The 25,410-nt window shown below is 61.9% G+C and carries 24 protein-coding genes; 5 read left to right on the forward strand and 19 right to left on the reverse strand.

The genetic code is table 11. The features are described 5' to 3' along the window. The coding region (locus DYI42_RS06770; protein ID WP_213545244.1) for a transposase at positions 1-166 on the forward strand (166 nt) is incomplete at its 5' end. Between the two features lie 9 nt (positions 167-175). Here the strand turns inward: DYI42_RS06770 and DYI42_RS06775 are convergent. From DYI42_RS06775 to DYI42_RS06820, 10 genes are all read right to left on the reverse strand, one after another. Further along, complete coding sequence (locus DYI42_RS06775) at positions 176-337, reverse strand: hypothetical protein (RefSeq protein WP_213545176.1); 162 nt, start codon at positions 335-337, stop codon at positions 176-178. A 15-nt stretch (positions 338-352) separates the two neighbouring features. Next, positions 353-1,702 carry an amidase gene (locus tag DYI42_RS06780; RefSeq protein ID WP_213545177.1) on the reverse strand — a complete coding sequence of 450 codons (1,350 nt, stop codon included), beginning with the start codon at positions 1,700-1,702 and terminating at the stop codon, positions 353-355. Further along, positions 1,692-3,110, reverse strand: a complete 1,419-nt coding sequence (locus DYI42_RS06785; protein WP_213545178.1) for a TRAP transporter large permease — start codon at positions 3,108-3,110, stop codon at positions 1,692-1,694. Before DYI42_RS06785 ends, DYI42_RS06780 begins: the two co-directional genes overlap by 11 nt. After that, positions 3,107-3,691, reverse strand: coding sequence for a TRAP transporter small permease subunit (locus DYI42_RS06790; RefSeq protein WP_213545179.1), 585 nt, complete (start codon positions 3,689-3,691; stop codon positions 3,107-3,109). Before DYI42_RS06790 ends, DYI42_RS06785 begins: the two co-directional genes overlap by 4 nt. A gap of 74 nt (positions 3,692-3,765) precedes the next feature. Beyond that, on the reverse strand, positions 3,766-4,890 hold the full coding sequence (locus DYI42_RS06795) for a TRAP transporter substrate-binding protein (protein ID WP_213545180.1): 1,125 nt from the start codon (positions 4,888-4,890) through the stop codon (positions 3,766-3,768). Between the two features lie 335 nt (positions 4,891-5,225). Then, positions 5,226-5,531 (reverse strand): H-NS histone family protein, encoded by a 306-nt coding sequence (locus DYI42_RS06800; protein WP_213545181.1) that lies wholly within the window; start codon positions 5,529-5,531, stop codon positions 5,226-5,228. A gap of 676 nt (positions 5,532-6,207) precedes the next feature. After that, positions 6,208-7,992 (reverse strand): sensor histidine kinase, encoded by a 1,785-nt coding sequence (locus DYI42_RS06805; protein ID WP_213545182.1) that lies wholly within the window; start codon positions 7,990-7,992, stop codon positions 6,208-6,210. A gap of 594 nt (positions 7,993-8,586) precedes the next feature. Continuing rightward, positions 8,587-8,934 (reverse strand): Hpt domain-containing protein, encoded by a 348-nt coding sequence (locus tag DYI42_RS06810; RefSeq protein ID WP_213545183.1) that lies wholly within the window; start codon positions 8,932-8,934, stop codon positions 8,587-8,589. Then, on the reverse strand, positions 8,934-9,878 hold the full coding sequence (locus DYI42_RS06815; protein WP_213545184.1) for a response regulator: 945 nt from the start codon (positions 9,876-9,878) through the stop codon (positions 8,934-8,936). Before DYI42_RS06815 ends, DYI42_RS06810 begins: the two co-directional genes overlap by 1 nt. Positions 9,879-10,012: 134 nt before the next feature. After that, positions 10,013-11,395, reverse strand: coding sequence for a sensor histidine kinase (locus DYI42_RS06820; RefSeq protein WP_213545185.1), 1,383 nt, complete (start codon positions 11,393-11,395; stop codon positions 10,013-10,015). A gap of 403 nt (positions 11,396-11,798) precedes the next feature. On the opposite strand from DYI42_RS06820, the gene DYI42_RS06825 reads away from it, so the two are divergent. After that, positions 11,799-12,392, forward strand: coding sequence for an acyl-homoserine-lactone synthase (locus DYI42_RS06825; protein WP_213545186.1), 594 nt, complete (start codon positions 11,799-11,801; stop codon positions 12,390-12,392). 93 nt (positions 12,393-12,485) lie between these two features. Then, positions 12,486-12,890, forward strand: coding sequence for a response regulator (locus tag DYI42_RS06830; protein WP_213545187.1), 405 nt, complete (start codon positions 12,486-12,488; stop codon positions 12,888-12,890). Here the strand turns inward: DYI42_RS06830 and DYI42_RS06835 are convergent, their stop codons facing one another. Beyond that, on the reverse strand, positions 12,891-13,985 hold the full coding sequence (locus DYI42_RS06835) for a response regulator (RefSeq protein WP_213545188.1): 1,095 nt from the start codon (positions 13,983-13,985) through the stop codon (positions 12,891-12,893). Positions 13,986-14,225: 240 nt separating this feature from the next. Next, entirely contained in the window at positions 14,226-14,936 is a 711-nt protein-coding gene (locus tag DYI42_RS06840) for a recombinase family protein (protein WP_213545189.1), read from the reverse strand. A gap of 139 nt (positions 14,937-15,075) precedes the next feature. On the opposite strand from DYI42_RS06840, the gene DYI42_RS06845 reads away from it, so the two are divergent. Continuing rightward, positions 15,076-15,870: an IclR family transcriptional regulator domain-containing protein gene (locus tag DYI42_RS06845; RefSeq protein ID WP_213545245.1), complete on the forward strand. Its 795-nt coding sequence runs from the start codon at positions 15,076-15,078 to the stop codon at positions 15,868-15,870. Here the strand turns inward: DYI42_RS06845 and DYI42_RS06850 are convergent. The 7 genes from DYI42_RS06850 to DYI42_RS06880 all read right to left on the reverse strand — a co-directional run bounded on the left by DYI42_RS06850 (position 15,853) and on the right by DYI42_RS06880 (position 24,252). After that, a complete protein-coding gene (locus DYI42_RS06850; protein WP_274608799.1) occupies positions 15,853-17,766 on the reverse strand; it encodes a TRAP transporter permease in 1,914 nt (637 codons plus the stop codon). The two genes, DYI42_RS06845 and DYI42_RS06850, sit on opposite strands and share 18 nt — an antisense overlap. Positions 17,767-17,868: 102 nt before the next feature. After that, entirely contained in the window at positions 17,869-18,882 is a 1,014-nt protein-coding gene (locus DYI42_RS06855) for a TAXI family TRAP transporter solute-binding subunit (protein WP_213545191.1), read from the reverse strand. Between the two features lie 71 nt (positions 18,883-18,953). Beyond that, complete coding sequence (locus tag DYI42_RS06860) at positions 18,954-20,501, reverse strand: acetolactate synthase large subunit (protein ID WP_213545192.1); 1,548 nt, start codon at positions 20,499-20,501, stop codon at positions 18,954-18,956. Positions 20,502-20,526: 25 nt separating this feature from the next. Further along, complete coding sequence (locus DYI42_RS06865; protein ID WP_213545193.1) at positions 20,527-21,537, reverse strand: 2Fe-2S iron-sulfur cluster-binding protein; 1,011 nt, start codon at positions 21,535-21,537, stop codon at positions 20,527-20,529. Beyond that, the gene (locus DYI42_RS06870; protein WP_213545194.1) at positions 21,534-22,505 is read right to left on the reverse strand and encodes a PdxA family dehydrogenase; all 972 of its coding nucleotides are present in this window, start codon (positions 22,503-22,505) and stop codon (positions 21,534-21,536) included. The genes DYI42_RS06865 and DYI42_RS06870 overlap by 4 nt, the downstream gene beginning before the upstream one ends. Further along, positions 22,505-22,990: an aromatic-ring-hydroxylating dioxygenase subunit beta gene (locus tag DYI42_RS06875; protein ID WP_213545195.1), complete on the reverse strand. Its 486-nt coding sequence runs from the start codon at positions 22,988-22,990 to the stop codon at positions 22,505-22,507. The genes DYI42_RS06870 and DYI42_RS06875 overlap by 1 nt, the downstream gene beginning before the upstream one ends. Next, positions 22,987-24,252 (reverse strand): aromatic ring-hydroxylating oxygenase subunit alpha, encoded by a 1,266-nt coding sequence (locus tag DYI42_RS06880; protein ID WP_213545196.1) that lies wholly within the window; start codon positions 24,250-24,252, stop codon positions 22,987-22,989. The genes DYI42_RS06875 and DYI42_RS06880 overlap by 4 nt, the downstream gene beginning before the upstream one ends. 149 nt (positions 24,253-24,401) lie before the next feature. Between DYI42_RS06880 and DYI42_RS06885 the strand changes: the two genes are divergently transcribed. Next, positions 24,402-24,974, forward strand: coding sequence for an NADPH-dependent FMN reductase (locus DYI42_RS06885; protein WP_213545197.1), 573 nt, complete (start codon positions 24,402-24,404; stop codon positions 24,972-24,974). Positions 24,975-25,410 lie beyond the last annotated feature (436 nt).

Raw genomic sequence — 25,410 nt, forward strand, 5'->3', positions numbered from 1 at the left:
GAAAACCGTGAAGTACAACAAGCGCCGCTACAAACGGCGCAACCGGATCGAGATCATGTTCGGCAGACTCAAGGACTGGAGGCGCGTGGCAACCCGATACGACAGATGCCCGAAGGTCTTCCTCTCAACCATCGCTCTCGCCGTTATCGTCATCTACTGGCTATGAGTCCTGAACCTAATCGCGTCGATCGCGTATCGTGGTGATGAAGTCGTAGGCGACCAGAGCTAATGTCAGCACAATGACCACGACAAGATCCGGGCTTGGGACTTCGAAGGCCAGGATCGCGGCGAAGGCGGCGATGACCGCAAAGGCGAGGAAGGCGAGAATTGCATTCATGTTCCGTTGGTCCTTTCACTCACTCAGTCGTTCAAAAAGCCACCGCGCCGAGCGCAGGAGGCGTCCGTCTTCTTCGCGCCGTCCCACCAGCTGCACGCCCATTGGCAGCCCGTTTGAGGCGGTCAGCAGAGGCAGGGTGACGGCAGGGGTGCCGCAGAGCGTCCACAGCCCGTTGAAGATGGCGTCCCCGGTCGAGCCAAGGCCCTCGGGTGCGGGGCCGGGGGCGGCGGGGCAAAGGATCGCGTCACAGCGGGTGAAGATCTCATCCAGCCCGGCGTTCAGGATGCCGGGCCAGTCGAGTGCGGCGAGGTAGTCTCGCGCCGGGGTGGCGGCGCCCTCGCGGATCGCCTCCAGTGTCACCGCGCCCAACGTCTCGGCCCCGTCGCGCTCGTAGCGGTAGTAGTTGCGCGACATCTCGGCAAAGTTGATCCGCTGGCGCTGTGCGGCGGCCTCCCCGAACAGGGCCGGCAACTCCACCGCAAAGGCCTGCTCGCCCAGCTCCTCCTCGAGCGCCAGAAAAGCTTCCTTGAGGTCGTCATGCGCCCCGTCCCAACCGGGCGGGCGCACCACGGCAAAAACCGGGGGCATGGGCGGAGCCGAGAGGGCGGTGCGTTCCATCGCCGGGTGCGGCGCGGGGCGGGTGGCGCTGTCTGCCGGATCGTAGCCGCAGAGCACATCGGCCAGCATCGCCGCGCCGGTCGGGTCGGTGGCGAACACGCCGAGCGTGTCCAGCGTCTGCGATTGCTTCAAAACGCCCCGCCGCGAGATTGCGCCGAATGTGGGCTTGAAGCCGGTGACGCCGCAGAAGGAGGCGGGCCGGATCACCGAGCCGCCGGTCTGGGTGCCCACGGTGAGCGGCACCATGCCGTCGGCCACCGCCGCCGCCGAGCCCGAGGAGGAGCCGCCGGGCGTGTGGGCGAGGTTGTGAGGGTTGCGGGTGCGGCCGGGGTGCATGAAGGCCAGCTCGGTCGAAACCGTCTTGCCCATGATGATCGCCCCCGCCGCCTTCAGCTTCTCGACAATCGCGGCGTCCTGCATCGGCACCCGGCCCGCATCCAGCGCGCAGCCGTTCTCGGTGGGCATCCGGGCGGTATCGATCACGTCCTTCAGCCCGACCGGCAACCCGTGCAGCGGCCCGATCGGGCGGCCAGAGCGGCGCATCTCGTCCATCACCTTGGCCTGATGCCGGGCGAAGCCGGCGTCGAAGAAGGCCCAGGCCCCCACCTCCGCCTCCCGCGCCTCGATCCGCGCAATGCAGGTCTCGACCAACGTGATCGCATCGAGTGCGCCCGAGGCGAGTCGGTCCCTCAGCTCCACCGCGCCAAGTGCCAGCAGGCTGGCCGCTTGTCCCCCGTCAGCGGCCATAGAACAGCTCCGGCAGGTAGAAGACGACCTGCGGGAAGACATACATCAGCACCATCGACACGAGGACGCAGAGCAGAAAGGGCATGACCCCCGAGAAGATCTGCGTCAGCCGCACCTCCGGCGGGGCGATGCCCTTGAGGTAATAGGCCGACATCGCCATGGGCGGCGTCAGGAAGCTTGTTTGCAGGTTCAGTGCCACGAGGATGCCGAAGAACAGCGGATCGACCTCGAAGATCGCCAGCAGCGGCAGGAAGATCGGCACAAAGATGATGATGATCTCCGACCATTCCAGCGGCCAGCCGAGCAGGAAGATGATCAACTGCGCAAGGATCAGGAACATCAGCGGCGACAGGTTGAGCGACTGCACGAACTCGGAGATCACATGCTCGCCGCCGAGGTAGGAGAACACCGCCGAGAACACGTAGGAGCCGACGAAGAGCCAGCACACCATCGCCGTGGTGCGCACCGTCAGATAGACGCTCTCGCGCAACCGCTGCCATGTCATCGCGCGGTAGACAAAGGCCAGAAGGATGCCGCCCAACGCGCCGATGGAGGCCGCCTCGGTCGGTGTCGCGAGGCCGAAGAGGATCGAGCCGAGCACCGCGAGAATGAGGAAGGCCAGCGGCAAAAAGGACGTGACGATCATCATCCAGAGTTTGCCGAGCGGCATGTCGGGCACTTCATCCTTGCTCGGGCGCGGGGCGACCGAGGGTTGCAGGATCGACCGACCGATCACATAAGTCAGGTAAAGCCCCACCAGCACCAGGCCGGGCAGCAGCGCCGCCGCGTAGAGCCGCACGATCGAAACCCCCGAGGCCGCCGCGTAGACGATCAGCATGATCGAGGGCGGGATCAGGATGCCCAGCGTGCCACCCGCGCAGATGATGCCGCTGGCGAAGGACGGGTTGTAACGCGCTTTCAGCATCTGAGGCAGGGCGAGCAGGCCCATCAGGGTGACAACCGCGCCGACGATGCCGGTGGCGGTGGCGAAGAGCGCGCAGGTGATGAGCGCGGCCACGCCCATCGAGCCGGGCAGGTCCTTGGAGGCGATGTTGAGGGTGGAGAACAGCCGGTCCACGATGTTGGCCCGTTCCACGATGTAACCCATGAACAGGAAGAGCGGCACGGCGGTGAGCACCTCGTTCGACATGACCGTGTAGGTCTGGTTCACGAAGAGGTCGAATATTCGGTTGTTTATAAAACCTTCAAACCAGGTCGACCATGAGTCCCACGTGGTTGCGGTTTCGTCCAATCGGTCGAAGCCGCGCCACTGCCGCCGCGCGTCGAAATAGGCGTAGTAGCCAAAGCCGATGCCCATGGCCATCAGGGTGAAGGCGATCGGGAAACCGAGAAACACGAAGACGATGAACAGCCCCAGCATCATCAGGGCGATTTGCGGATCCGTCATGGATGAGCATCCTTTTCGGCCTCTGCGGCCTGTTTCATCAGGAGGTCTTCGGTCTCGAAGACATCTTCCTCGGCCTGGAGCCATTCATTGGTACGGATTGCCAGCAGGCAGCGGCAGACCTGCGCGATGCCCTGGATGAACAGCAGGATGCCAGCCGCCACGATCACCGTCTTGAACTGGTAGATCGGCACGCCCGCGGGGCTGTTGATGCTGACCTCGCCGTATTGCCAGGAGCGGGCGGCGTATTTCCAGCCCGAGATGATCAGGGCCAGCACGCCGGGAAAAAAGAAGAGGAAGTAGAGCACAAGGTCGAGCTTGGCCTGGGTCTTCGGCTGCCAGAGCCGATACAGGAAGTCGCCCCGCACATGCCCCCCGCGTGAAAGCGTGTAGGCCCCCGCCATCATGAACATGGTGCCATACATGATGAAGCTCACGTCCAGTGCCCATGCGGTCGGCGCGTTCAGCACGTAGCGCACGAAAACCTCATAGCCCGTGCCCACGGCCATCAGGATGATGAGCCAGGCAAAGGCCTTGCCGAACCAGGCCGACAGGTTGTCGGCAAACCGAATGAACCCGATCAAGGTTGTCCCCTCCCCACAGTCAATTTCCCCGGCGCGGAACCGCCGCGCCAGGGAGTTTTGTCAGGCCAGATGGCTCAGAGGGCCAGCTTGCCCGGGAAGTAGTGCTCGAACGCAAGCGCATAGTCGGGCGCGTTCATCAGCTCGTAGTAGGCCACCTTCTCGACCCACTCACGCTGGCTGTCGAGGCAACGCTTCATGAACTCGTCCTGCTCCAGCTCGGGGATCAGCTCATCCCAGGCCTTCAGCTGGGCATCGAGGATTTCCTTCGATGTCCGCTTCACGTTCACGCCCGCTTCCTGCAGCTCGGCCAGGTCGGTGGAGTACTGCCGCATCGCCTTGGCGGTGTTGGCGGTCGAGGCCGCTTCCACGGCGTATTTCAGGATCGCCTGGAGATCGGGGTCGAGATCCTCCAGGAAGGTCCGCGAGAACAGGAACTCGAAGCTCTCGGAGGCCTGGTGATAGGACGACAGGTAGTAGTTCGTCGCCACGTCCTGCGCACCGAAGCGGCGGTCGGAGGTCGGGTTGTTGAACTCGAAGGCGTCGATCACGCCGCGCTCCATCGCCGGAACGATCTCGCCGCCGGGCAGCTGCGCCACCGACATGCCGAGCTTCTGCATCAGGTCGGCGGCAAGGCCCACCGTCCGATACTTGAAGCCCTGGAGGTCGGCCACCGTGTTCACCTCACCCTTGAACCAGCCAAACGGCTGCGCGAACATCGGGAAGCCCATGTAGCCGACGATATCGAGGCCCATGATGTCCTGGGTCAGCTCGCGGTAAAGCTCCGCGCCGCCGCCCTCGTAGAACCAGCTCAGCATGGTCGTGGCGGAGCCGCCGAACACCGGGCCGGTGCCGAAGAGCGAAGCCGCCTTGTTCTTGCCGTACCAGTAGACCGGCACCGAGTGCGCGGCGTCGAGCAGCCCGTCGTTCACGGCGTCGAGCACCTGGAACGCGGCCACCACGGCACCCGCCGGCAGCACGTCGATCTTGAGCCGGCCGCCCGACATTTCTTCTACCCGCCGGCCGTAATCCTTGGCGAACTCGTCCCAGATGTCGGACGCGGGCCACGAGGTCTGCATCTTCATCACGATGGGCGACTGGGCCAGAACTGCCGGTGCCGCCAGTACAGCACCCGTGGCCGCTCCGCCCGCCAGCGCGCTTTTCCTCAAGAACGAGCGACGGTCATATTTTTGTGGTTTCATGTTGTCTCCTCCCGTTGTGCACCTTGGCGGATGCTGGACCTTGATGTTGCAGCAGCCCGCTCAATGCGCTCGTTAACGTAGCGCATCTCGACCGTGTCTCAAGGAAAACTGTGCGGGAATGCGCAAGCGTAACATTCACATATCCCGCGACATGGCAGCCAATGTCCGGGAACCGATGAAGACAATCGAAGCATTTAATCTTCAGCCAAAGACCGCGCTCCGCTCCAGTCTGCGATCATGCAGCCTCCAGCAAGTCAGGCCCTCCTGATGGTCCGCTTCAGCGGATGGTCCGGAGCACGTTCGCGCTCGCCGCGAAAGTCCGCTTCCCGCCCTTCTTACCGGATCAGGTACTCCTCCAGTGACTTGCCGCTTTCCAGCCCTTCCTTGATCCAAGCAGGCTTACGACCGCGACCGGACCAGGTCACCGCTGGGTTATCCGGGTGCTTATACTTGGGTGAAGTCGGCTTGCCGGCATCCTTACGCTTCTTCTTTGGCTGCCCAACCAACTCGTTCAGGGTGAAGCCGTAACCCTTGGCTGCCGCCTCAGCGGACGCTATGGCTGCTTGCTTGTCGCGGTTGTCCATGTCGTTCAGCTTGGCTTCTATCTTGAGCCGAAGCGCATCAAGTTGCTTCCGCCTCATTCCAGCAAGCTCATTCTTCGCTATCTACATCTTCCTCAAGGGGCCAGGTACTAGCGCAGCTATTGAAACCAAATAATATTTCGCAGTACATCAACGCCCTCCCAACAGGAAAAAGAAGCAGTGAACGTTGGAACGCAGGGACATTAGGGTGATTGGCACCCGGGTCGAAGTGTTCAGGTTAGCAGTCACGAAGTCACACTTCTTCAATGACTTACAGAAACCGCACCAAATCGGCGCAGTCATCAGGTTCGGAGACAATCGGCCGGAGAGAACATATTTTGGCTGCTGATCGCCAACATCAGTGCTCAGTCTGCCCCGCAAACCCCTTTTAAAAGAAAGGAAAATCCGGCCGCAGCCGGTTCGGGAGAACGCTTTCTCAAGGGCAAGTGGCGGAGGGGATGGGCCTGATACCCAACCTTCTCCGGCACTCAATGCACTGCAACAGAGATGCGTCCCCTCGAGCCGAAAAACCGATCCAAGGTTGTACGAGGTACGGCACTTACCAAGGATAGGTAACTAGCGCGGCCCCTAACGGGAGCACCAAGTTGTAGGCACCACAACTTTGCGTTCTGCAACATTGTCCATCTGTGGCTACTTGGTCAAACACACACTCAAGCTCAGGTTCGACGCTGCTTGGCACCCTGAAATTTCAAGGTGGGCGACAGTCTCATAAAGATCAAGCGCAGCGGACCGGTGCCAACCTCTGCGGAACTGCTTGAGGAAACTCGACGTAGAAAGTCGCTCCCTCCCCATGGCTACTCTCGTAGAATATGTTTCCTTCCATCTTCGCAGCTAGTTGCTTTGAGATGTGCAGTCCGAGACCCGAGCCCTTTGTCGCGCCCTGGTCGCTTCCAAGGACTTGGTCAAACCGGCCGAAAACCTTTTTCTCGAGCCCGGGTGGAATCCCTTGTCCGCTGTCCGTGATTGAAAGCCTAACACGCCCCTCGGCCATCTCTAGACGACCCTCCACAACCTCGTCCTGAGGCGAGAACTTGATGGCGTTGGATACAAGGTTGTCGATGATTTGTCGGATAGCGAATGCATCACCGTTGATGTGCGCTTCAGTCGCCGCGCTGCGTTTCTGTAGCTGTACACCACGCTCTTCGGCGAACATTCGGTTCTCTTCAAAGCTTTCGTCGAGGAGGGTCTCTAGGTTGATAGGGACGTTCTCCAACGCCAACGCCTCGATCTCGAGCTTCTGCGCCAGCAGAATGTTATCGACGAGCCGCGCAAGTCGGCCACAATTGCGGTGGGCAATCATTAGGGGAGACCGGAGCGGCGGGCTCAACTCGCCGAGGCGGTCGCTCAGCGCCAGCGTCAGGCCACCTCGCAGCGACGTCAGAGGCGTGCGCATCTCGTGACTCACGAAAGAGATGAACTCGTCCTTCGCCCGGTTGGCGTCATCGGCACGTTTCAAGGCCTCTTCCAGTGCCGCGTTGATTGCGAGGCGTTCGGTGATGTCGACAAAGGTGATGCTCCGCCCGAGAAGGGCACCATTTGGGTTCAAGGGGTTCTCGATGTGCTGGATACGCGGTTCGTAGACCCTCTTACCGATGGTCAGATGCTGCACGCTTTCGCCGGCCGAATGCGCTCCGTGTTCGGCAAACAAGATAGCCCCCGCGGCGCTCTTCAGCTCGTTCAGACCGCGGCGTTTGGCCTCCGAGTTCATCAGCACCACGGCACCACGGCGATCGATCAGCGCGACCGGTTCGCTCATCTTGTCGAACAGGACAGACTGGCCGACGCTAGCCATGTCCATCGTCTTGCTCGTCATGAGCATCCAGGTGAAGACCAAGATACCGAGAGTGAACATGAAAGCCGTCGGGTCCAACCCGAACACGGTAAGACCAAGGCCAACATACGCCGCATTGGTCATCAGGGGCGTTAAGGTCACGATCGCCAGCACAGCGAGCAGCGGCCAAGCCGTTCGCTTCGCCCGGGTAGAGGCACGCGCGATGCACACCAGCCCCACTATCACGAATATATAAAGGCTGGCGATTATCAGGTAAAAACCAGGCCCGTGGATGTATCGCACATTCTCCTGACCAGCGGGAATAGCCGTCGCTTCGCTATAAACAAGGTGGTGCCATGGGTTAGTTGCGGCCACGGCAAAGACGACTGCTGGCACTAAAGCAAGAAGAACGCGCAGACGGCTCCTGGCTATCTCATCGGCGTCATTGAGGTAGGCAACCACGAAAAAACACCAGGCGACAGGTACAAGCGCATTCCCCGGCCAGGCGAGGGTGGCCCACGTCATCTGGCAAGAGAAGCCGGTCGACGCAGCCTCAAGACCGACCATGATTAGGGTCCAAGCTACGCCAATGAACGTTAGTGCCAAGAAGACTTGCCCATTGAAGGGTGGCTTTCTCAACATACGGATCATCGCAAGAAGTGCGACCAAACTAACCCCAGCCGTCCCCAGGAAAACTGGATCCGCAAGCAGTCCATCCAAGCATGTCATCCGAGTCTGCCCCACACGTCCGTTGTCGCTACGTAAAACAATCGCATCGGGATGTGGTGAAAATTCGACGTCGAGTTGTTTTTCTGATCATTGTTACTCGCACCCTACCGCTTTGTGCCGGGCTGCAGATACCTCCAGTTCCTGTGCGATCGGCGGTTTGCAAATTGATCGCCCTGGCTGGCTCTCGGCAGAGGACTGGCCACGGCACGGCAACGTTGGAGAAAAAGTGTCGTTGTATCCGGCCAACTGGGCCGAGCGCGTTCAGCCGCTTCTCTCTTAAGATCGTTCGGCGCTCTCCCACAGACCGCGACGCAACAGATCATCATCGGCGCACAAGGATACCCGTAGCTCCCAGGATAAATACTCCGCAGTGCTTGAGGCACCGCATCAGCTGAAGTGCCCTAGGAACTGACCAGTCGGAGGCGATGCGCCATTACGGAGCTGCATTTCCTCTGCACGCGGCTTTCAGCGCGTGCGATGGCACGGTCGAAGGTGTGCTTCACGGGTTGCGTCCGGTGTAGGCTTGTCCGCCGAATGCGTTCCCAAACTGGTGCCACCGCGATGCCCTCCTCTGTGTCAGAGGGTCAGCAGAAGTCAGGAATTGAGAGCATGATACATTTCCGACACCAGCTCCCCGGCAAGCTGCGACAAGTCGGTGCCTGTATCGTCATTTGACATCTCGACTTCCAGCTTAAGGGCCGTCCTCCCAAGCTTTGGAAAGCTGAGCGTTTCAGCGACACCGAAGATCCGATGTGCGCGGCGAGTTAACGTGTCGGCAACCTCTAGCCGCGCTGCTCGGGCTTCTAGGTTGCAGTAGTTCTCGAAGGCCTCGATATGTTCGGGTAGCGAGGCAATGAAGGCCGCCCGGACAGGCGCGAGCATCTGGGTGAAATCGTGGGCGGCGGATTCCTCGGGGCTATGCGGCCGGTAGGTGCTGCTCATCAGGCGAACCTCTTAATCGCGAATCCTTGCATGGTCGGTCGGGCACGGGCGGAGATCAGGGTTTCCTCGATGCTTTCATCAATCGTCCTCCGTGAAAAGAAGGAACCGCGCGTGGGCTTGCCCACTCGCACGACCGGTGCACAGTTGATGAGATAGGTTTCCTGGTAATCCTCCAGCGCCGTGTTGATCTGGGTTTCGAGCTGTTCCTGCGAGGCGAGGTGGATGGTCGAGGTCACCACCATGAACTCGCCGCAGCCGGCGTAGGCAACAAGCAGGTTCTGGGATTTCAACGTGTCGACGATCACCTCCGCCACGTCGGCCATTATGTCTAGGAACTCCTCGTCATTGGTACGGACATAAATGTTTGCTGCGTTCTCGACGCTGAATCCGATGCGCTGGCTGATCGCATACCGCGGACGGCCGATAGCCTTCAGGTAGTTGCGTAGTGCGGCGAAGGAGATCACCCCTTTTACATCTGGCGGCGTTTCGGCGTCTTCGAAGTCGAACTGGTGTTGATGTGACGTGACCACTTCCAGCTGATCCTGAATTGCAGCGGCACGAAGTCGGCTTTCGTGCACGCGCCGGATCGAAGCAAGGCGGGTCTTAAACTCAAGGTCGTCGAGCGGTTTCGTGATGTAGTCGACCGCGCCCGCCATGAAGGCTTGATCAATGAACTGGCGCCCGGACATACCGGTGACCATGACAATCTGGGAGCGGCGTTCCGGGTCCATCGCACGAAGAATACCGGTGAGCTCGATCCCGTTCATTTCGGGCATCTGGATATCCACGAAGATGCAGTCGAAGGGCACCGCCTCCTGACCGACCAACTTCAGCGCTTCTTGCCCGGACGAGGCCATCGCGAAATCATTGATGTCATGATGCCGGAGAACGGCCTCGAACGCCGCCCGAAATATGGGATCGTCGTCTACCGCGAGGATTTTCATCAAGCTACTCCTTGTGCTCGAAGGAATCCTACGAGGCGATTAAGGCGAAATTTGGATCACCCGCAAGTTGCGAGAGACTTTTTGATAAATTCTGAAAGTTCGCCGGGAAATTTACTGGACGGGTGCAGGACTGCTCAGCTCGCGGCAATACATTCCCGGGCGGTCCCGCCAGTTTCTGTCAGCTCTGCCACAGCTTCCAATTCGGCCGGCTGCGCCTCGCGCTGGTCGTCGGCGAGGTCCAGCTCGAAATAGAAGGTCGTGCCGGTGTCCTCGTTCTTCCGATAGTCGATGAAGCCTTTGTGGGCCTGAATGATCCGCTTGGAAATATTCATGCCGAGACCGGTGCCACCGATCTTTCGAGTGTCTGACGAATCGACTTGGCTGAACTTGTCGAAGACGCGCTCGCGATCGCGGTCCGCAAGACCAGGCCCCTCGTCGATCACCGACACCCGCGCCCGCCCGCCCTCGACAGCCAGGTGCACGCGAACCAGGCTGCCCTCGGGAGAGAACTTGGCCGCATTGGAAATGATGTTGGTAAGCACCTGCTCGATTCGCGCCGGGTCCCCAACCACAGCCAGGTGATCGACATCGGAGTCATAGGCGAGCCGCACGCCAAGGCGCGCGGCATAAGGGGCGTTGGCGTCAACCGACTGCTCGACCAGATCGCGCAGGTCAATCCGCTGCATGTTGAAGGGCATGCGCCCCGCCTCGATCTTCTGGAGGTCGAGGATTTCGTCGATCAACTCGATCAGCCGTGTGCAATTGCGCTTGGCGATGCCCATCACCTGCTCGGCCTTTTCGCTGATCGCGCCCAGGTGTCCGGCATGGGCGAGGTCGATGGACCCCTTGATGGAGGTGAGTGGTGTGCGGAGTTCATGGCTCATCGTCGAGATGAATTCGCTCTTTGCATTGTAGGCCTGCTGCGCTTTGCGGTTTTCTATCTTCAGCGCTTCCACTTGGTCGAGGTTGCGCCGGTAGAACGACAGATAGATGTGCGAGCAATCGATCACGAAGTAAAGCACAAAGACGCTGGTGAAGAGCTGCGCCCAAAGTTCCGACCGGATAGTCGCGCCCGTGACCCAGATGTCATAAATCGGGATGAGAAGAAACGTTGCCCCATACATACCGATCCGAACGACAAGAATTGGTACTATGTGGTGGTTGTTCATGGCGGCGAAGAGCGCGGCGGCGAACAGAAAGAAAAGAGACATGAAGTGTGTCCCTGGACCCTGAGCCAAAGCGATCGAGACGGAATAAAAGACGATGACCGAGGCGCTGAGCACTGTCCCGACATAGAGCCGGTTGAGTAGGCGTCGCGCTACCGCAGCATCGCGGCCGTCCCACGCGAGAATGCGCTGGAAGACAATGAAGTCGTAAATCTCCGACAAAGCAATGAGACCCCCGGTCATCAAAGCGAGCGTAATGCTGTAGTAATAGCCCGCCAAGGCGAGGGCTGCCGCGAATATGATCTGCCGCTGCCAGACGAGCTTTCGTCCGACCTCAGCATAATCCTTCATTTGCTTGGCCCGGACCACGTTCTTTCGTGATCGTAGTCCTGGCCCATCTCTTCTAGTTTGCTGCGTCACCTTGCCTCTCCGAACCTTGGCGCCGCGATCATTGTCTGCGCTTGAACGGTGCCTTTCCGACACACTTATAAGCTGAGTAAGAGGTTAACGCGGCGAAAGTATGGCGCCGGCATGCAACTCATAAGAATGATGGTAACCGGGTGATCTACTAGGGGTTGGGGCTAAAATGCATCACTGTCACAGTCGGGACTTGACCAAAGCTCAACGAGTGTTCCCTGAGCTCGTGACACCGGGAGTTGTGAAGCACTTAACGTTCGGGCGCGCCGAGCGGCTGCAGTCAAGGGCACAGAGCAGGCCGAAGATTCCCGCAACCAGCGGCCTTCAGGCCACATCAATGTCTCTCGAAACGATGCATCTGCATGGCGATCTGTTCGTGAAATACCTCAAGGCGCGTCGGCAGGTCTTTATCGTATCGAAGGGCTGGCAGCTCTCTGAAACCCGGGGCATGGAGTTCGACCAGTACGACACGCCTGAGGCGCGATGGATCGCCGTGCACGAGGACGGTAAGGTACTGGCCGGCATACGCATCGCTCCAACGACGGCACGCTGTGGACTGCACTCCTATATGATCCGTGATGCGCAACTTGGACTGCTCCAAGGACTTCCACTAGACCCCCTCTTCGGGGAGGCACCGGTGTCGGACCGAATATGGGAGGCCACACGCCTTTTCCTGCTAGACACGGTGCCCGCTCAGTGGCGTCCGGAAGTGCAACGCCTTCTGATGCTGAAGATGGCGGAGGCCGCGCGCGAAGAAGGGGCCGACAATGTCATCGGTATAGTACCTGCAGTGTTCCAGCGCTGGCTGAAGAGGATCGGAATGGAGGCCGTTCCAGCAGGGCCGCGCTTCGAACTCGATGGTGATCGCTCACAGGCTGCAATTTTCGTCGTTAGCACGGCTCCGGCACCCGATACACCCATGAAAAACTAAGTTTTCCGAAAGGCCGGGATTCTGCTATCATTCTACCAAGAGTTTAGTGTGTGACTAAGAAGGCGCTGATCTAAATACGGACAGATTGACTGAATGACTGATCCCGCTACGGCCCGTCCTCGCGTGCTTCATGTAGACGACGATGACGACATCCGCGCAATTACGCAGATTGCCCTTGCGGTCGTTGGTGAACTCGAGGTCCTGCAATGCTCCAGCGGATTAGAGGCTTTGGAGGTCGCCCAGAAATTCTCCCCCGACATCCTTCTCTTGGATGTCATGATGCCCGACATGACGGGAGAGGAAACCCTTGCGGCGTTGCGCCAACTGGATGGTCTTGCCACTGCCCCCGTTATCTTCATGACGGCGAAGGCGCACTCTGATGACATTGCGCACTTGATGACCCTCGGCACGCAACGTGTCATTGCAAAGCCGTTCGACCCGCTCACTCTGGCAACCGAAGTCGTCGAGGTCTGGGAGCAATCCGCAAAGGGCGTCTAGTTATGCATCGATTGGTGTCGGTCGCTGGCGCCGTGAGACCCCCAAGCGCGGTCGGCGCGGCACGATGACGCCATCTCGCAGCCTGTTCTGGTCGAGTTCCATTTGCAGGCGGTGCATAAGGCGGTCTTCGGTGGCTCCCGCAGTCGCCATGCGTAGCGTCTGCACGCATCCCTTTCCAGTCTCCAACTTCGGCCGCCGTGTTCTGCTCATGGTCACACAGATATCTAGCGTTTCATCACCGAACGCTTCGGACTTCAGGTTCCATAACCCCGGCGAGTTCAGATCAATACCTAATTCACGCCGGCCACTGCCCAACACCACGCAGCCGAACACGCCGCTTCCGGCATAAGAGATGAAGTGCTGCGTCGATGAGAGCTTTGCGGAGATGCTGCCCGCCACTTCCGTCAACAGCGCGTTGAACTGTTCAGCGGAGCTATTGTCGTAGAGTTCCTGAATACCCTCGATGCGCAGAGCGAACGCCTCGGTGGCGAATATCTTGCTGGGAAGTAACATCAGCAACTGTTCCAAATCGCGATCGGACATGCTGGCCGACACGCCCTTGATGGTGAAGGACTCGTCAAGCGGCCTGCGCGCCAGCTTTTCCAAGCGAGACGCAAGTTGTGCGGCGGATCGCTCGAGACCCGCCGACCGTCGCGTCTGCTCGGCAAGCAGGCGCGCGGTACGAATGCGGGCCCCTAACTCGAGGCCACGGACCGGCTTTGTCACGTAATCCGAGGCGCCCGCATTAAAGGCCTGCTCGATCGAAGCGTCATCCAGTTTGGCCGTGAGCATGAGGATCGGCTTGATACGGTAGTCCGGCAGGGCCCGGATGCTACGGCACAGCTCGATACCGTCTGTGCCGGGCATCGCGATATCGAGCAGAACGCAATCGAATGGAGACGTCGCCTCCGCGACCTTGCGCATTGCGTCTTCCGCACAGAGCGCGGTCTCCAGATCTTCATATCCGGCTTCGCCCAGTACCGTCCGAAGCAGTTGCAAGAAAGTCTCGTCATCATCGACTGCAAGAATTCGCATGTCTCGTTCCCTCATCCACAACACCCTTTCCCGAGCAGGAACCCTGAGTAGTTTCTTCACGCATAGCGCACAATGTTTTGGGGCTAGCTAACGCAAAAGTTGTCGGACGAATCTGTCATAAGTCTGACTGGATTGAGCCCATTCTCGGCGAGCTGGATCCGCGAAAGGAGGTCCTGCACGTTTGAGGCGATGTGATGAAGGAAACTGGCAGTGCCTGATATCATCCCCAACCGAGATGGCGCAGTACACGCCAATTTTGCGTCGGGCCCGAAACCTTGTGGTTAGTGCTAACCTAAAGCTTCAAGTCACCCAGGAAGGACCAAGCCGCTTCAACAAATCCCGCACATTCGACACCTGCCACCGCCCACCCCGCCGGGTGAGGATCCCGCGCGCATTGAGCTCCGCCGCGATCGCTCGCAGCGACACATGCCCCTCCGCCCGGATTGCCGCCACGACCTCCGCCAACCCCGCCGCGAACTCATCCGCGTTCCGCGACACCGTCGCACGGAGCGCCGCACCGCCCTCCCCTGCCCGCCTGAGGGCTGCGGCGCCGTTGGGGTTGCCCAGCTTCACCCCGCGCGCCTTCGCGGCTGCCAGCGCCTCTTTCGTGCGTCGGGAGATGGCTTCCCGCTCCTGCTGAGCAACCAGCGCCATGATGCCCACGGTCAGGTCGTTGGCTTCCGGCATGTCGACGGCAAGGAACCGCACGCCGCTGTCTCGGAGGGTCAACAGGAAGGCCGCATTGCGGGAGAGGCGGTCGAGCTTGGCGATGACCAAGGTGGCGCCGGTAAGCCGGGCGAGGGTCAGCGCCCGGTCCAGTTCCGGCCTGTCGTTGCGCTTGCCGCTCTCGACCTCGGTGAAGCGGGCGATGACCGTGGCGCGTCGGGATGAGGCGAAGTCATCGATGGCTTGCCGCTGAGCTTCAAGCCCCAGCCCGGACCTGCCCTGCCGGGCGGTGGAGACCCGCTCGTAGGCAACGAACTTCGAAGATGGGGCAGTCTCTCTGACCATGTACACACCTGCGCAACGTTGGTTTGGCAGGTGTGTACGACGAGTTGCGGCCGCGATCAGTTGAGCAACGCCATATCAGTTGCGCTCTTCCGCCTTATCTCGCAAGGTCAATACGAACACGACCGACGGCAAAGACCCTGTGGCACTGGATCCAGTATTTGTCGCCGAAGGGGGAAACTTGACAACAAGCGGCGACAACATCGGAGGGCTGGCAAAGGGGCTAGCAATTATCGAGGTGTTCTCCACTGACAGAAAACCCTTGACCATTTCTGCGGCGGCGCAAGCCACGAATACCAGTCGCGCGAGCGCAAGGCGCAGCCTTTTGACACTGTTGAACCTCGGCTACGTGGCGCAGGTGGGGTCGGCCTTTCACCCCGCCCCGCGCCTGCTGAGACTGGGCGATGCCTACTTTCAGAACGCCTCGCTTCCGCAACTGGCGCAGGCACATCTCGAACACGCTCGGGACGAGGTTCAGGAGTCCGTTTCCCTGGCGGTCCTCGACAATTACGAACCGGTCTTCGTGGCGCGGGCAGAAGCCGAAAAGATCGTGTCGTCGCTGGCGCGTATCGGTCGTCGGCTGGTTGGCTATTGCTCTGCCACCGGGCGGGTGCTCCTTGCCGACCTGCCCGACGACAAGCTCGATACCTACCTCGAGCAGCTCGATCCGAAGCCGCTCACGAGGCACACCGTCACCGACAAGGGCAGGCTGCGCGAGGTGATCCTGAAGGTCCGCGAAGAGCGGGTGGCGATCACCGATGAGGAGCTTGAAGACGGGATGGCCGCGCTGGCCGTTCCCGTGGTGGACCGCGACGGCAAGACGATTGCCGCAATGAGCGTGTCCGCCTCTCGGGCGCGGGTGTCGGCGGCGCAGATGAAGAGCGAGCTGCTGCCGGTCTTGCGGCGCTACGCCGAGGCCCTATCCCGTAACTTCTGAGTGGCGCAGCTTGTCTGCCGCCGCGCCCCGCTTCTGCAGCATGTAGAAGGCCGCCAGCAGAACCGGCGCAGCCAGCGCGACGGCCCAGTGATACTCCACGAGGAAAATCGCGGCGAGACCGGCGGCAAGGGCCGCAACGCGGAGCCAGGGCGCCACCGGCCGCACGAAATGGCCTACCAGCGCGAAGGAGAGCATGAACACGCCGGCAATCCCGGCAACGATGGCGGCCGCGATTTCGCCCCATGTTCCAACCAGCAGGTAGCCGGTGTTCAGCACGAAGGCAAACGGGATGATGTAGGCTACGACCGCGAACTTGAGCGCGTGCATCGCGGTTCGCATCGGGGCCGACCCGGCAATTGCTGCGGCAACGAAAACGGAAAGGCATACCGGCGGCGTCAGAAACGACAGGGTGCCGAAGTAGAAGATGAACATATGGGCCGCCAGCCGGTCGATCCCCAGCTCTTCAAGCGCGGGGCCGATCAGGATGACGAGGATGATGTAGGTGGCCGTCACCGGCACCCCCATGCCCAGAACGATACAGCCCAGCGCAGAGAACATCAGCAGCATCCAGATGCTGTTGCCCGAGATCGCCACCAGGTTCTGCGACAGGCTGGAGCCCAAGCCGGTGAGGCCGAGGCAGCCCACCACGATGCCCGCCACGGCACACATGATTGCAATGAAAACGGCAGCTTCGCCCGCACCAGCAATGGTCTTGAGATAGCCTTTGAACGAGCGCCGCCATTTCGGCAGGGCAAGCGAAAGCAGCACGGTGGCCAAAGCGCCGGCAAAGGCGGCGGCCGCCGGGTTCCAGTTGAGGCCGAAAAGGGCATAGAGCAACACGGCAAAAGGGATGGCGACGGGGATGATCTGGATAGAGGCGTCGCGCAGATCGGGCAGATCCTCGCCCCGGGCACCGGAAAGACCGGCCCTGCCGGCCTCCATATCGACCTGGAGGTAGAGGCAGAAGTAGAAGAGCAGCGCGGGCACTGCCGCCGCAAGCGCGATGGTGGCATAGGGCACGCCGAGAAACTCGGCCATCAGGAAGCCGGTGGCCGCCATCACCGGCGGCAGAACGAGCCCGCCGGTCGAGGCAACGGCCTCCACGGCGGCGGCCTTCTCGGCGCTGTAGCCCACCCGCCGCATCAACGGGATGGTGAGGATACCGGTTGTCGAAACATTGGCCGAGGCGCTGCCCGAAAGCGAGCCAAACAGCGCGCTGGACACGATGGACACCTTGGCCGGCCCCCCTCGCCGCTTGCCCATCAGGGCCAAAGCGAAATCAGAAATCGCGTCACCGCCGCCCACCAGAAACAGCATCTGTCCGAAGATCACGAAGCTGGTCACGATGGTCGCGGCGACGTAAAGCGGCGTGCCGAAAACGGCCCCCGCGTTCAGGTAGTTGTAGGTGACCAACCTGTCCCAGCGGATGACGCGGGTTTCGAACATGCCTGAAAGGTTGTGCCCGAAGAAAGCATAGGCGAGCGCCAGCAGGCCAACGCTGACCATTGCCCAGCCCGCGTGCCGCCGTGCCGACTCCAGCAGCAGAACGAGGCCGATCACGCTGACGATCACCTTGTCGGTCGTGATGAGTCCGAGGTTGCGGACGATGGTTTCGTATTCGAAGAAGATGTAGCCGCCCACGGCCAGAGCCGCGACGGCGCAGAGAAGGTCGATCCAGCGCAGGGCGAAGACCTCACGGCGAAGCGCCGGCCTGGTCAGAAACGTGATCGCCACGCATAGGGCGAGAAAGAGCGCGAGGAACTGTTCCTTGTAGATAATGATACCCACGCGCGGAAGAAGCTGAAGCGCGTAGACGACCGAAGCGAGCGGAATCAGCATGGCCAGAGCGAAAACCGCGAGTCTCCAGACTCCGGAAAGTTGACGCCTGTTATCCATTTTATTCTCGCTTTCCTCGACGGCCACGGGTGCGCGCACTCCGGGCCGGATGGTCTGGCTGGAAGGGATGCCCTCCCGCGCGCGGCGGAAGGGCGAATGGTGTTACTGCCCGGAGACTTCCGCGTTGCGGGCCTCGACCTCATCGGTCCAGACGCCCTGCTCCTTGTAGAAGGCGATGGCGGCCGGGTGGTAGGGCACCATGGTCTGGGTGCTGGCAAAGCGGTCCGGTGTCCAGGTCGCAAGCGACGGGTGGATGGCCTTCAGCTCTTCGTAGTGGTCCCAGACAGCCTTGAGCACCGTTGTCACCGTTTCGTCCGATAGATCGGGGCGGGCATAGAGCGTGGTGCCATAGCTCAGAACGAAGATGTCCTCATCCGCGCCCACCGGGCCCGCCTTGACCTCGAGCGGCACGAAGGCGGCGCCGATCTCGCGCGAGCGCGCCATCGCCTCGTCGGAGGGGTCGATGGAGAGGAGCTTGGCACCTTCGGCGGCATTCAACTGCTGCAGAATGCCACTGCCCATCGAGCCCACGGCGGCATCTGCCCTGCCCTCGATCACGGCACTCACCCCTTCAGGGTAGCTCGACACGCTAACCACCTCGACGTCATCGGCGGTAAGCCCCGCGTTTGCAAGGGCGGCCTCCGCGGTGATCGACGAGCCCGCGAAGGCACCGTAGTCGGCCACAACGCGTTTGCCCTTCAGATCCGCAAGTGTTTCGATGCCGGCATTGCCGCGCACCACGATCGACAGGCGGATGGGCGAGCCGATCATCAGCGTGGTCAGCGGGTAGCCCTCGCCCCCGTTCACGCCTTCATAAGGGCCGACGGCCCGCGCTGCGAAGTCCGCCTCGATCGGGCTGGACAGGCCGATGTCGGCTTCCTGCGTCATGAACATCGGAAAATAGACAGTAGGCGACTGCGGCAGCACGTCGACACGAATGTCGGTGTGCTTGCCGATTACCGCGCCGATGGCCTGGCTCTGGGCGTAGAACAGGCTGCCCTCCGGGTTGCCGCCCATGACGACAATCTCTGCTTCGGCCCGCGGCGCGGCCACCATGGCGGCGGCTGCAAGAGCAAGGCCGGCGACCACCGGCTTGAATGTGTTGAGTTTGAACATGTTTCCTCCCTGGTTTTGCGCGTTTCAACGTTCGGTTTGACTGGGTAACAACGGAAAATTCTGAACCTGTTTCACGGCAGCACCGCCTCGATCAGGAGCGGGCCCTGCCGGGTCGCTGCGCTGGCTATGAGTGTTGCCAGCCGGGCTGCGTCCTCGACGCGCACCGCATCAACCCCAAAACCGCGGGCGATGTCGATCCAGCCGATATCGGGCCTGTCGAGGCTGAGCATGCCGCGGGCCCGAGAGCCCATCTCTCCCGCCACGCCGACATTTTTGAGTTCGGCATCGAGAATGTTGTAGCGGCGATTGGAGAAGATGATGGTCGTCACGTTCGCCTGCTCGCGCGCCTGCGTCCAGAGGCCCTGCACCGTGTACATCGCGCTGCCATCACCTTCGAGGTTGATCACCGGACGATCCGGGCAGGCCAGCGCCGCGCCCAGCGCGACGGGAATGCCGTTGCCCAGCGCTCCGGCGGGCAGTTGCAGGTAATCGTGCGGCACAGCACCCTGCGACAGCGGAAAGAAGTTGCGCCCGGCCGATATGCTCTCGTCGACGATGATAGCCTGCGGCGGCATCGCGGCGGCGACGCACCGCAGGATCGCATCGGGTGTGAGCGCGCCCTCTGGAATTGCCGGATCCTGCGCCTGCTCCACCGGCCCGTCGACTTTTGCGCCCAGCGCCTCGCAGAGTGCAGCCAGCGCGGCGGGTGCCAGGGCCGGGTCGCCGCAGAGCGTGTGGAAGATCGTGCCCGGATCCTCCATCGCACGCGGCTTGTCGGGATAGGCGAACATCGCGGCAGGCTTCCCGGTGCCGGCAAGGATCACGTGGCGTATGCCGGCAAAGACCTTTCGGGCCGGATCAATCAGCGCGGGCAAGCGCTCCACCCGCACCCGCCCGACGCCGCGTTCGAGCCTGCCGATGCCATAGGGTGTTGCCAGCCTTGCGCTCGTGGCCGCGGCGATGCGACCCGCACATGCGAGCGATACCGCACGCAGGGCGGCCCCCCCGAGCAGCAGCATTGCCGGCTCACCGGACGTGAGCGCCTTGGCGGCGGCTGAAATGGCCCCTTCATCTACGGCGGACTCCGGCGCTGGCGCGGGTGGGGCGGCTTCGATGCCCCCCTCCGACCAGGCGGTGTCTGCGGGCAGGACAAGGGTTGCCACCTGGCCGCCGCGCGAGCGCGCCGCCGCAATGGCCTCGGCAGCATCGGAAGACACATCGGCGGCACTGCCGCTGGTTTTCACCCAGTCCGACATCGGCTTGGCCAGCGCCTCGACATCGCTCACCAGCGCCGAGCCGGAGGCGCGATGCCAGGAGGCGTGATCGCCCACCACGTTTACAACCGGCGAAGGCGCCTTGCGCGCATTGTGCAGATTGGCCAGCCCGCCGGACAGCCCGAAGCCAAGATGCATCAGCGTGGCGGCGGGCCTGTCGACCATGCGGCCAAAGCCGTCCGCCGCGCCGGTGGCCACGCCCTCGAACAGGCAGAGCACGGGCCGCATGTCCTCGAACCTGTCGAGCGCGGCGACGAAATGCATCTCCGACGTGCCGGGGTTGGCAAAACAGGTATCCACGCCGCCCGCCAGCAATGCCCGCGTCAATGCCTCTGCTCCGTTCATCCCTGCGCCTCCTCCCCGCCGCCGGTCATGCCGAGAGCGCCTCCGCATCACCCGACGGCACGAAGGCATCGGAAAAGAACATCTCCGGGTCGAGCCCTGCCCTGGCGCAGAAGTCCCGCTGCGCCGCTTCGATCATCACCGGCGCACCGCAGGCATAAACCTCCATCCCGCCCATGTCGGGGTAGTCCTTCAGCGCGGCCTCGTGCACCAGCCCGCGACGGCCTTTCCAGCGGGGGTCGTCGCCAGAGACGACGGGCGTAAAGGTGAACCACTCATGCTTTGCCGCCAGCGCCTCCATCTCGACGCGCTTGTAGAGATCCGCCGCCGTGTTGCCGCCCCAATAAAGATGGAGCGGGCGCGCGCTGCCGCTGCGCACCTGGTTTTCGATGATGGAGGCAATCGGGGCAAATCCGGTTCCCGTGGCAATCAGCAGCGCCGGAGTGTCGGCCTCGGTCAGGGTGAACTCCCCATATGGCAGCTCGACTTCGAGCACGTCCTTGGGCGCAAGGCCCGACAGAACCGCCTCCGAGAACTTTCCGCCCGGAACATGCCGGATGTGCAGCTCCAGGCCGTCGTTCTTCTGCGGTGGGTTGGCCATTGAAAAGTTCCGGCTGTCTCCATCGGGGAGGATCACCCGCAGGTATTGCCCAGCACGAAAAGGCGCGCGGCGCCCGTTGGGAAAGCGCAGGTGGATCACCGCAACGTCCTCGGCCGGATTCTCGATCTTGCGCACCTTGCCTTCGAGCACCTTGCGCGCCACCGGATCAACCTTGCGGATGCGCAGCGGCGCGATCTCGATATCGGTCAGCGGCCGGGCCTGGCACAACTTCACACCCGGCTCGGGGCCGGTCAGATGGCCCTGCCCCCGCACCATCGCCTCACCGGCGCAAAGCCCCCCCTCGCAGGACGCGCAGACGCCCTTGCGGCAGGAATAGGGAATGGCGAAGCCTGCGCGCTCCATCGCGTCCAGCACAGTTTCGTCCTCGTTGCACTCGACCGCTATGTCTTCGCCCTGCACGGAAATGGTGTGGCTCATTGGATGCCTCCGATCAGTCGTATCGTGCGCAGAATGGCTTCCGGGTCGGCCCGGTTCTTACCCGCGATGTCGAACCCTGCCCCATGCCCGACGCTGGAAAACAGCACGCCCCCGCCAACCGCCAGAGCCGAGGCGGTGCGCCCCGCCTTCAGCTTGACCGGGATGTGGCCCTGGTCGTGGTACATGCAGACGAATGCGTCGAACCCTTCCATCGCCAGCATGGTGTCAGCCCCGGTGGGGCCCTCCACGTCGAGCCCCTGAGCGCGCAGGCGGTCGCGCGCCGGGGTCACGATCTCGAGGTCTTCAGAGCCGAAAAGTCCGCCCTCGCTGGCATGGGGATTGAACCCGAAGAGGCCGATGCGCGGAGCGGCAATGCCTAAGGCCTTCAGAGCCCCGGCCCCCGCGAGGGTGGCGCGCTCGATCAGATCTGGGGACAACCTGTCGAGCGCGCCTTTCAGCCCCTCGTGGAGCGTGACGTGAATGATGCGCAGGCCGCCCCCCACCAGCATCATGAAAACTGTGTCCGGCCCGGTGCCCCGCAGCTCTGCAATGAGCGGCGGGTAGCCGGCAAACTTGCGCCCCGAGGCGTTGACCGCGGTTTCCGAATGCGGGCAGCCCACGATAGCACGGCCCGTGCCTCCATCGACCAGCGCGAGGGCCGCCTCGATATAGGCCACGGTTGCCCGTCCCGCCTCGGCACAAACTTCGCCCGGTGTGTGATCGGCTTTCGAAAGCGCCTCTACGGGCGCCACGTCCACCACGCCATCCGCGCCCCAGTCGCCTGGCCCCTCGGCAAGGGCGAAGCCAGCAGCCTCCGCCAGCGGTTCGATCACATGGGCATCGCCCACCAGCACCGGCCTGAGCGCGGGCTCGTCCGCCAGCGCGGCGGCGGCCCTCACTGCAACCTCCGGGCCGATGCCGTTCGGGTCGCCGATCGACACAAGAACACGGTCTCGAGTGAAATCCATCAGAGCGGAAAACCCAGCAGCGTGTCGATGTAGCCGCTATCCAGCACCACGATGCGCTTGACGATGAGCGCCTGCTCGTCGGTCAACCGCCAGCGGTCGATGTAACGCCCTGTGGCAAACAGCATCGTCGGCCCCTCGCGGGTGATCCGCGCCACCATGAAGGAGCTTTCGCACTCCACCTCGTCGCCCTCGATCGAGGTGATGAAGGGCTGGCCGATCATGTGCCGGTAGCTGTGCCGCTCATAGACGTTGGCCTCGAAGAGCGACAGGATCCGGTCATGCAGCATGGCCTTGCTGTCGAGCCAGATGATCCCTGCCTCGAGGTTCTGTGCGAAGTTGTCGGCCGTGGTGACCATGTAGAAGCAGTCATCCACGAAGAACTCGGGCCACTCCACGCAATTGCCATCGTCGATGGTGTGCACGTAACGAGCCTGGGCCTCGGCAATGCGAGCGGCGGTCGCAGCGGTTTGCACGTAATCCCTCACAGGCCCGTCCTCGCGCGGTACTCGGTCCAGAAACCTCGGATCGAGGCCTCAGTAATCCGGTCGTTGCCGGAGCCGATGTCATATCCGCCCATCGCAAGCACCGCCCGCTCGCCCGAAGCTGTCGCCGTGGCACGCTGAACGAACCCGCCGATGCAGCCGTCTTCCATCGAGACATATCCCCCCGGGCCGACAAGGTTGGCCTGCTTCAGGCGGATCTTCCGCTCTTCCGGGGTATCCTCCTCGAAGCCGAAATAGGTCCAGTGCAATTGGGTGCTATCGGTGGCCGTCGGCTGCACCCGCCGGACGGCTAGGCTGTTCTGGATCTGCTGCAGCACGAAGTTGGGGAACACCGTGAGGATCTGCAGGGTGATATCGTCGGGGAATTCCTTGAAGCCCTGAAGCATCGAGGTGTCCTGAAGCGCGATATCCTTGTCCGAGCGGATCTTCTGCTCGGAGTAGAGGCTCGCGTTCTTCTTTTTCTCCTCGGCATCGCGGTCGATCATCGAGTAGCTGACATGGCAGCCCCCCTCCTCGCTCACGATGATCCCGCCCTTCTGCGACAAGCGGTTCAACTCGAAGGTCGTGAAGAACGTGTGCAGGATCGAGGCGTGATAGCTGTCCTTGGTGTTCTCCACGTAGAGCTTCCAGTTGTTCGGCAGTATCTGGGTGAAGCGGGCCAGCACCACCGGGGTGCGCCCGTTGAAGACCCGTGCGATCCTTCCGATCAGCTCCTCGCCGAGGTAGTCCTCGAGATCGTCCACATCCTCGTCGAAGCTGCCGAAGATCATGCCTTCGACCGTTTGCACGCGCAGCTTGCGCGGGCCGTACTTCGACATGTCGAAACCTTCTGCGATGCCACCACAGCCCTTGATGCCGTCCTTGAACGCAATGCCCACGAGGTCGCCCTGCAGGCTGTGCGTCCAGGCATGGTAGACGCAGGTGAAATCCTTGACGTTGCCCCGGTCTTCCAGCGCCAGCAGCGAGCCCCGATGGGCACAGCGGTTCTCGAAGGCATAGAACTGGCCATCGGCGTCGCGGGTAACGATCACCGGGGTTTCGCCGACATGGACGGCAACAAAGTCACCGGGGGCGACAAGTTCGCATTCGAGGCAGAGGTAGTTCCAGCAAGGCCCGTGGAACACCTTGTCCGTCTCGAGCCTCCGCACGTCCTCGCGCTGGAAAACCCAGTAGGGCACACGGGTGCCGCCGTCTTCTTCGGCCCAACGGGGCGTGGTTTCGGAAGTTGGCCTGGCGCCATCCATCGTCGCGTTTCCTCCCTTGGCAGTGGCCAGATAATCTTGTGCGATATCCGAACACTGTACTATATTCGCACTTTTGTGTTTACGTATGGCGCCAACCAGTGTCAAGACACGGCATGTTCAACGTAAGAGACCAGACAATAAGGACACCCATGCGCACCCTCCTCTTCCTTTCGGGCAGCAGCCTTCGCACCTCGCTAAACTCGCGCCTCTCCATCGCAGCCGCGCGCTTTGCCGAGAGTAAATTCGGCGGTCAAATCAACGTCCTGTCGGTCGACCTCATGGAGTACGCGTTGCCCCCGATCGCTGCCTCGGCCGCCGACGATCCGAGCGTCGGAGCGCTCACGAAACTCTTTAACGGAGCCGATGGCTTCTTTGTCAGCGCCGACGAGTACACCGGCGCGTTCTCCACCCAGTTTCGACTCTCCCTGAACTGGCTCATGCTCGCTGAAACCGAAACGCGCCCCGTCCTCTCGGGAAAGCCCACCGCACTCGTCGGGGCCGCACCGATGGGCGTCGGCGGCATGCGGGGCTTGCCCGCGCTGAAGCACTTGCTCGAGGTCGCCGCCATGGACGTGCACTTGCAACAGCTCCGCCCTGACACGCGAGGTGGGCCGGTCGACAAGAACGGCAACCTTACAGCCGCTTCCTCAAAACTCTTGATGGACGGGGCGCTCGGTCGAGTTACCGAACTGTTGAAGGAAACGAGCGAGAGCACGGCCTAGCTTCTGGACTTCGCCAGCCGAGCGATCTGACAGATACAATCGATAGGCAGCGACCAGCTGAAACAATTATCTGCCCTACGTGGACCCATTCCTGAACAAAAGCCGCACACTGATCATGCTACTTGTAGCGGCAGCCTCACTATGAGGCCGAACGGACGGTTGACGCCCAACTCTCCGCTTGGTCTTGAACCGAACATTCGCCGTTTAGCCGAAATCACACTTAACCTTCCTTCCAACCGGCGATGGGCCCCAGCGATCGCCCGAGCGGCAGCCGGCTTTCTTTACGGTTCCCGACCCACCAGGCGCGCTGCCATCCCCTGCCACGTATAGCAAGCCGGTAGGAGGTCGACTTGGGGCACATTCTCCTGTGAAAGTCATGCATAGGGGCTCGTCAGAAATACCTGCTGGTCCGTCGCCATCTTCGCCAGCACTAGGC

Source organism: Vannielia litorea (assembly GCF_018424695.1).
In the GTDB taxonomy this organism is placed as follows: domain Bacteria; phylum Pseudomonadota; class Alphaproteobacteria; order Rhodobacterales; family Rhodobacteraceae; genus Vannielia; species Vannielia litorea_A.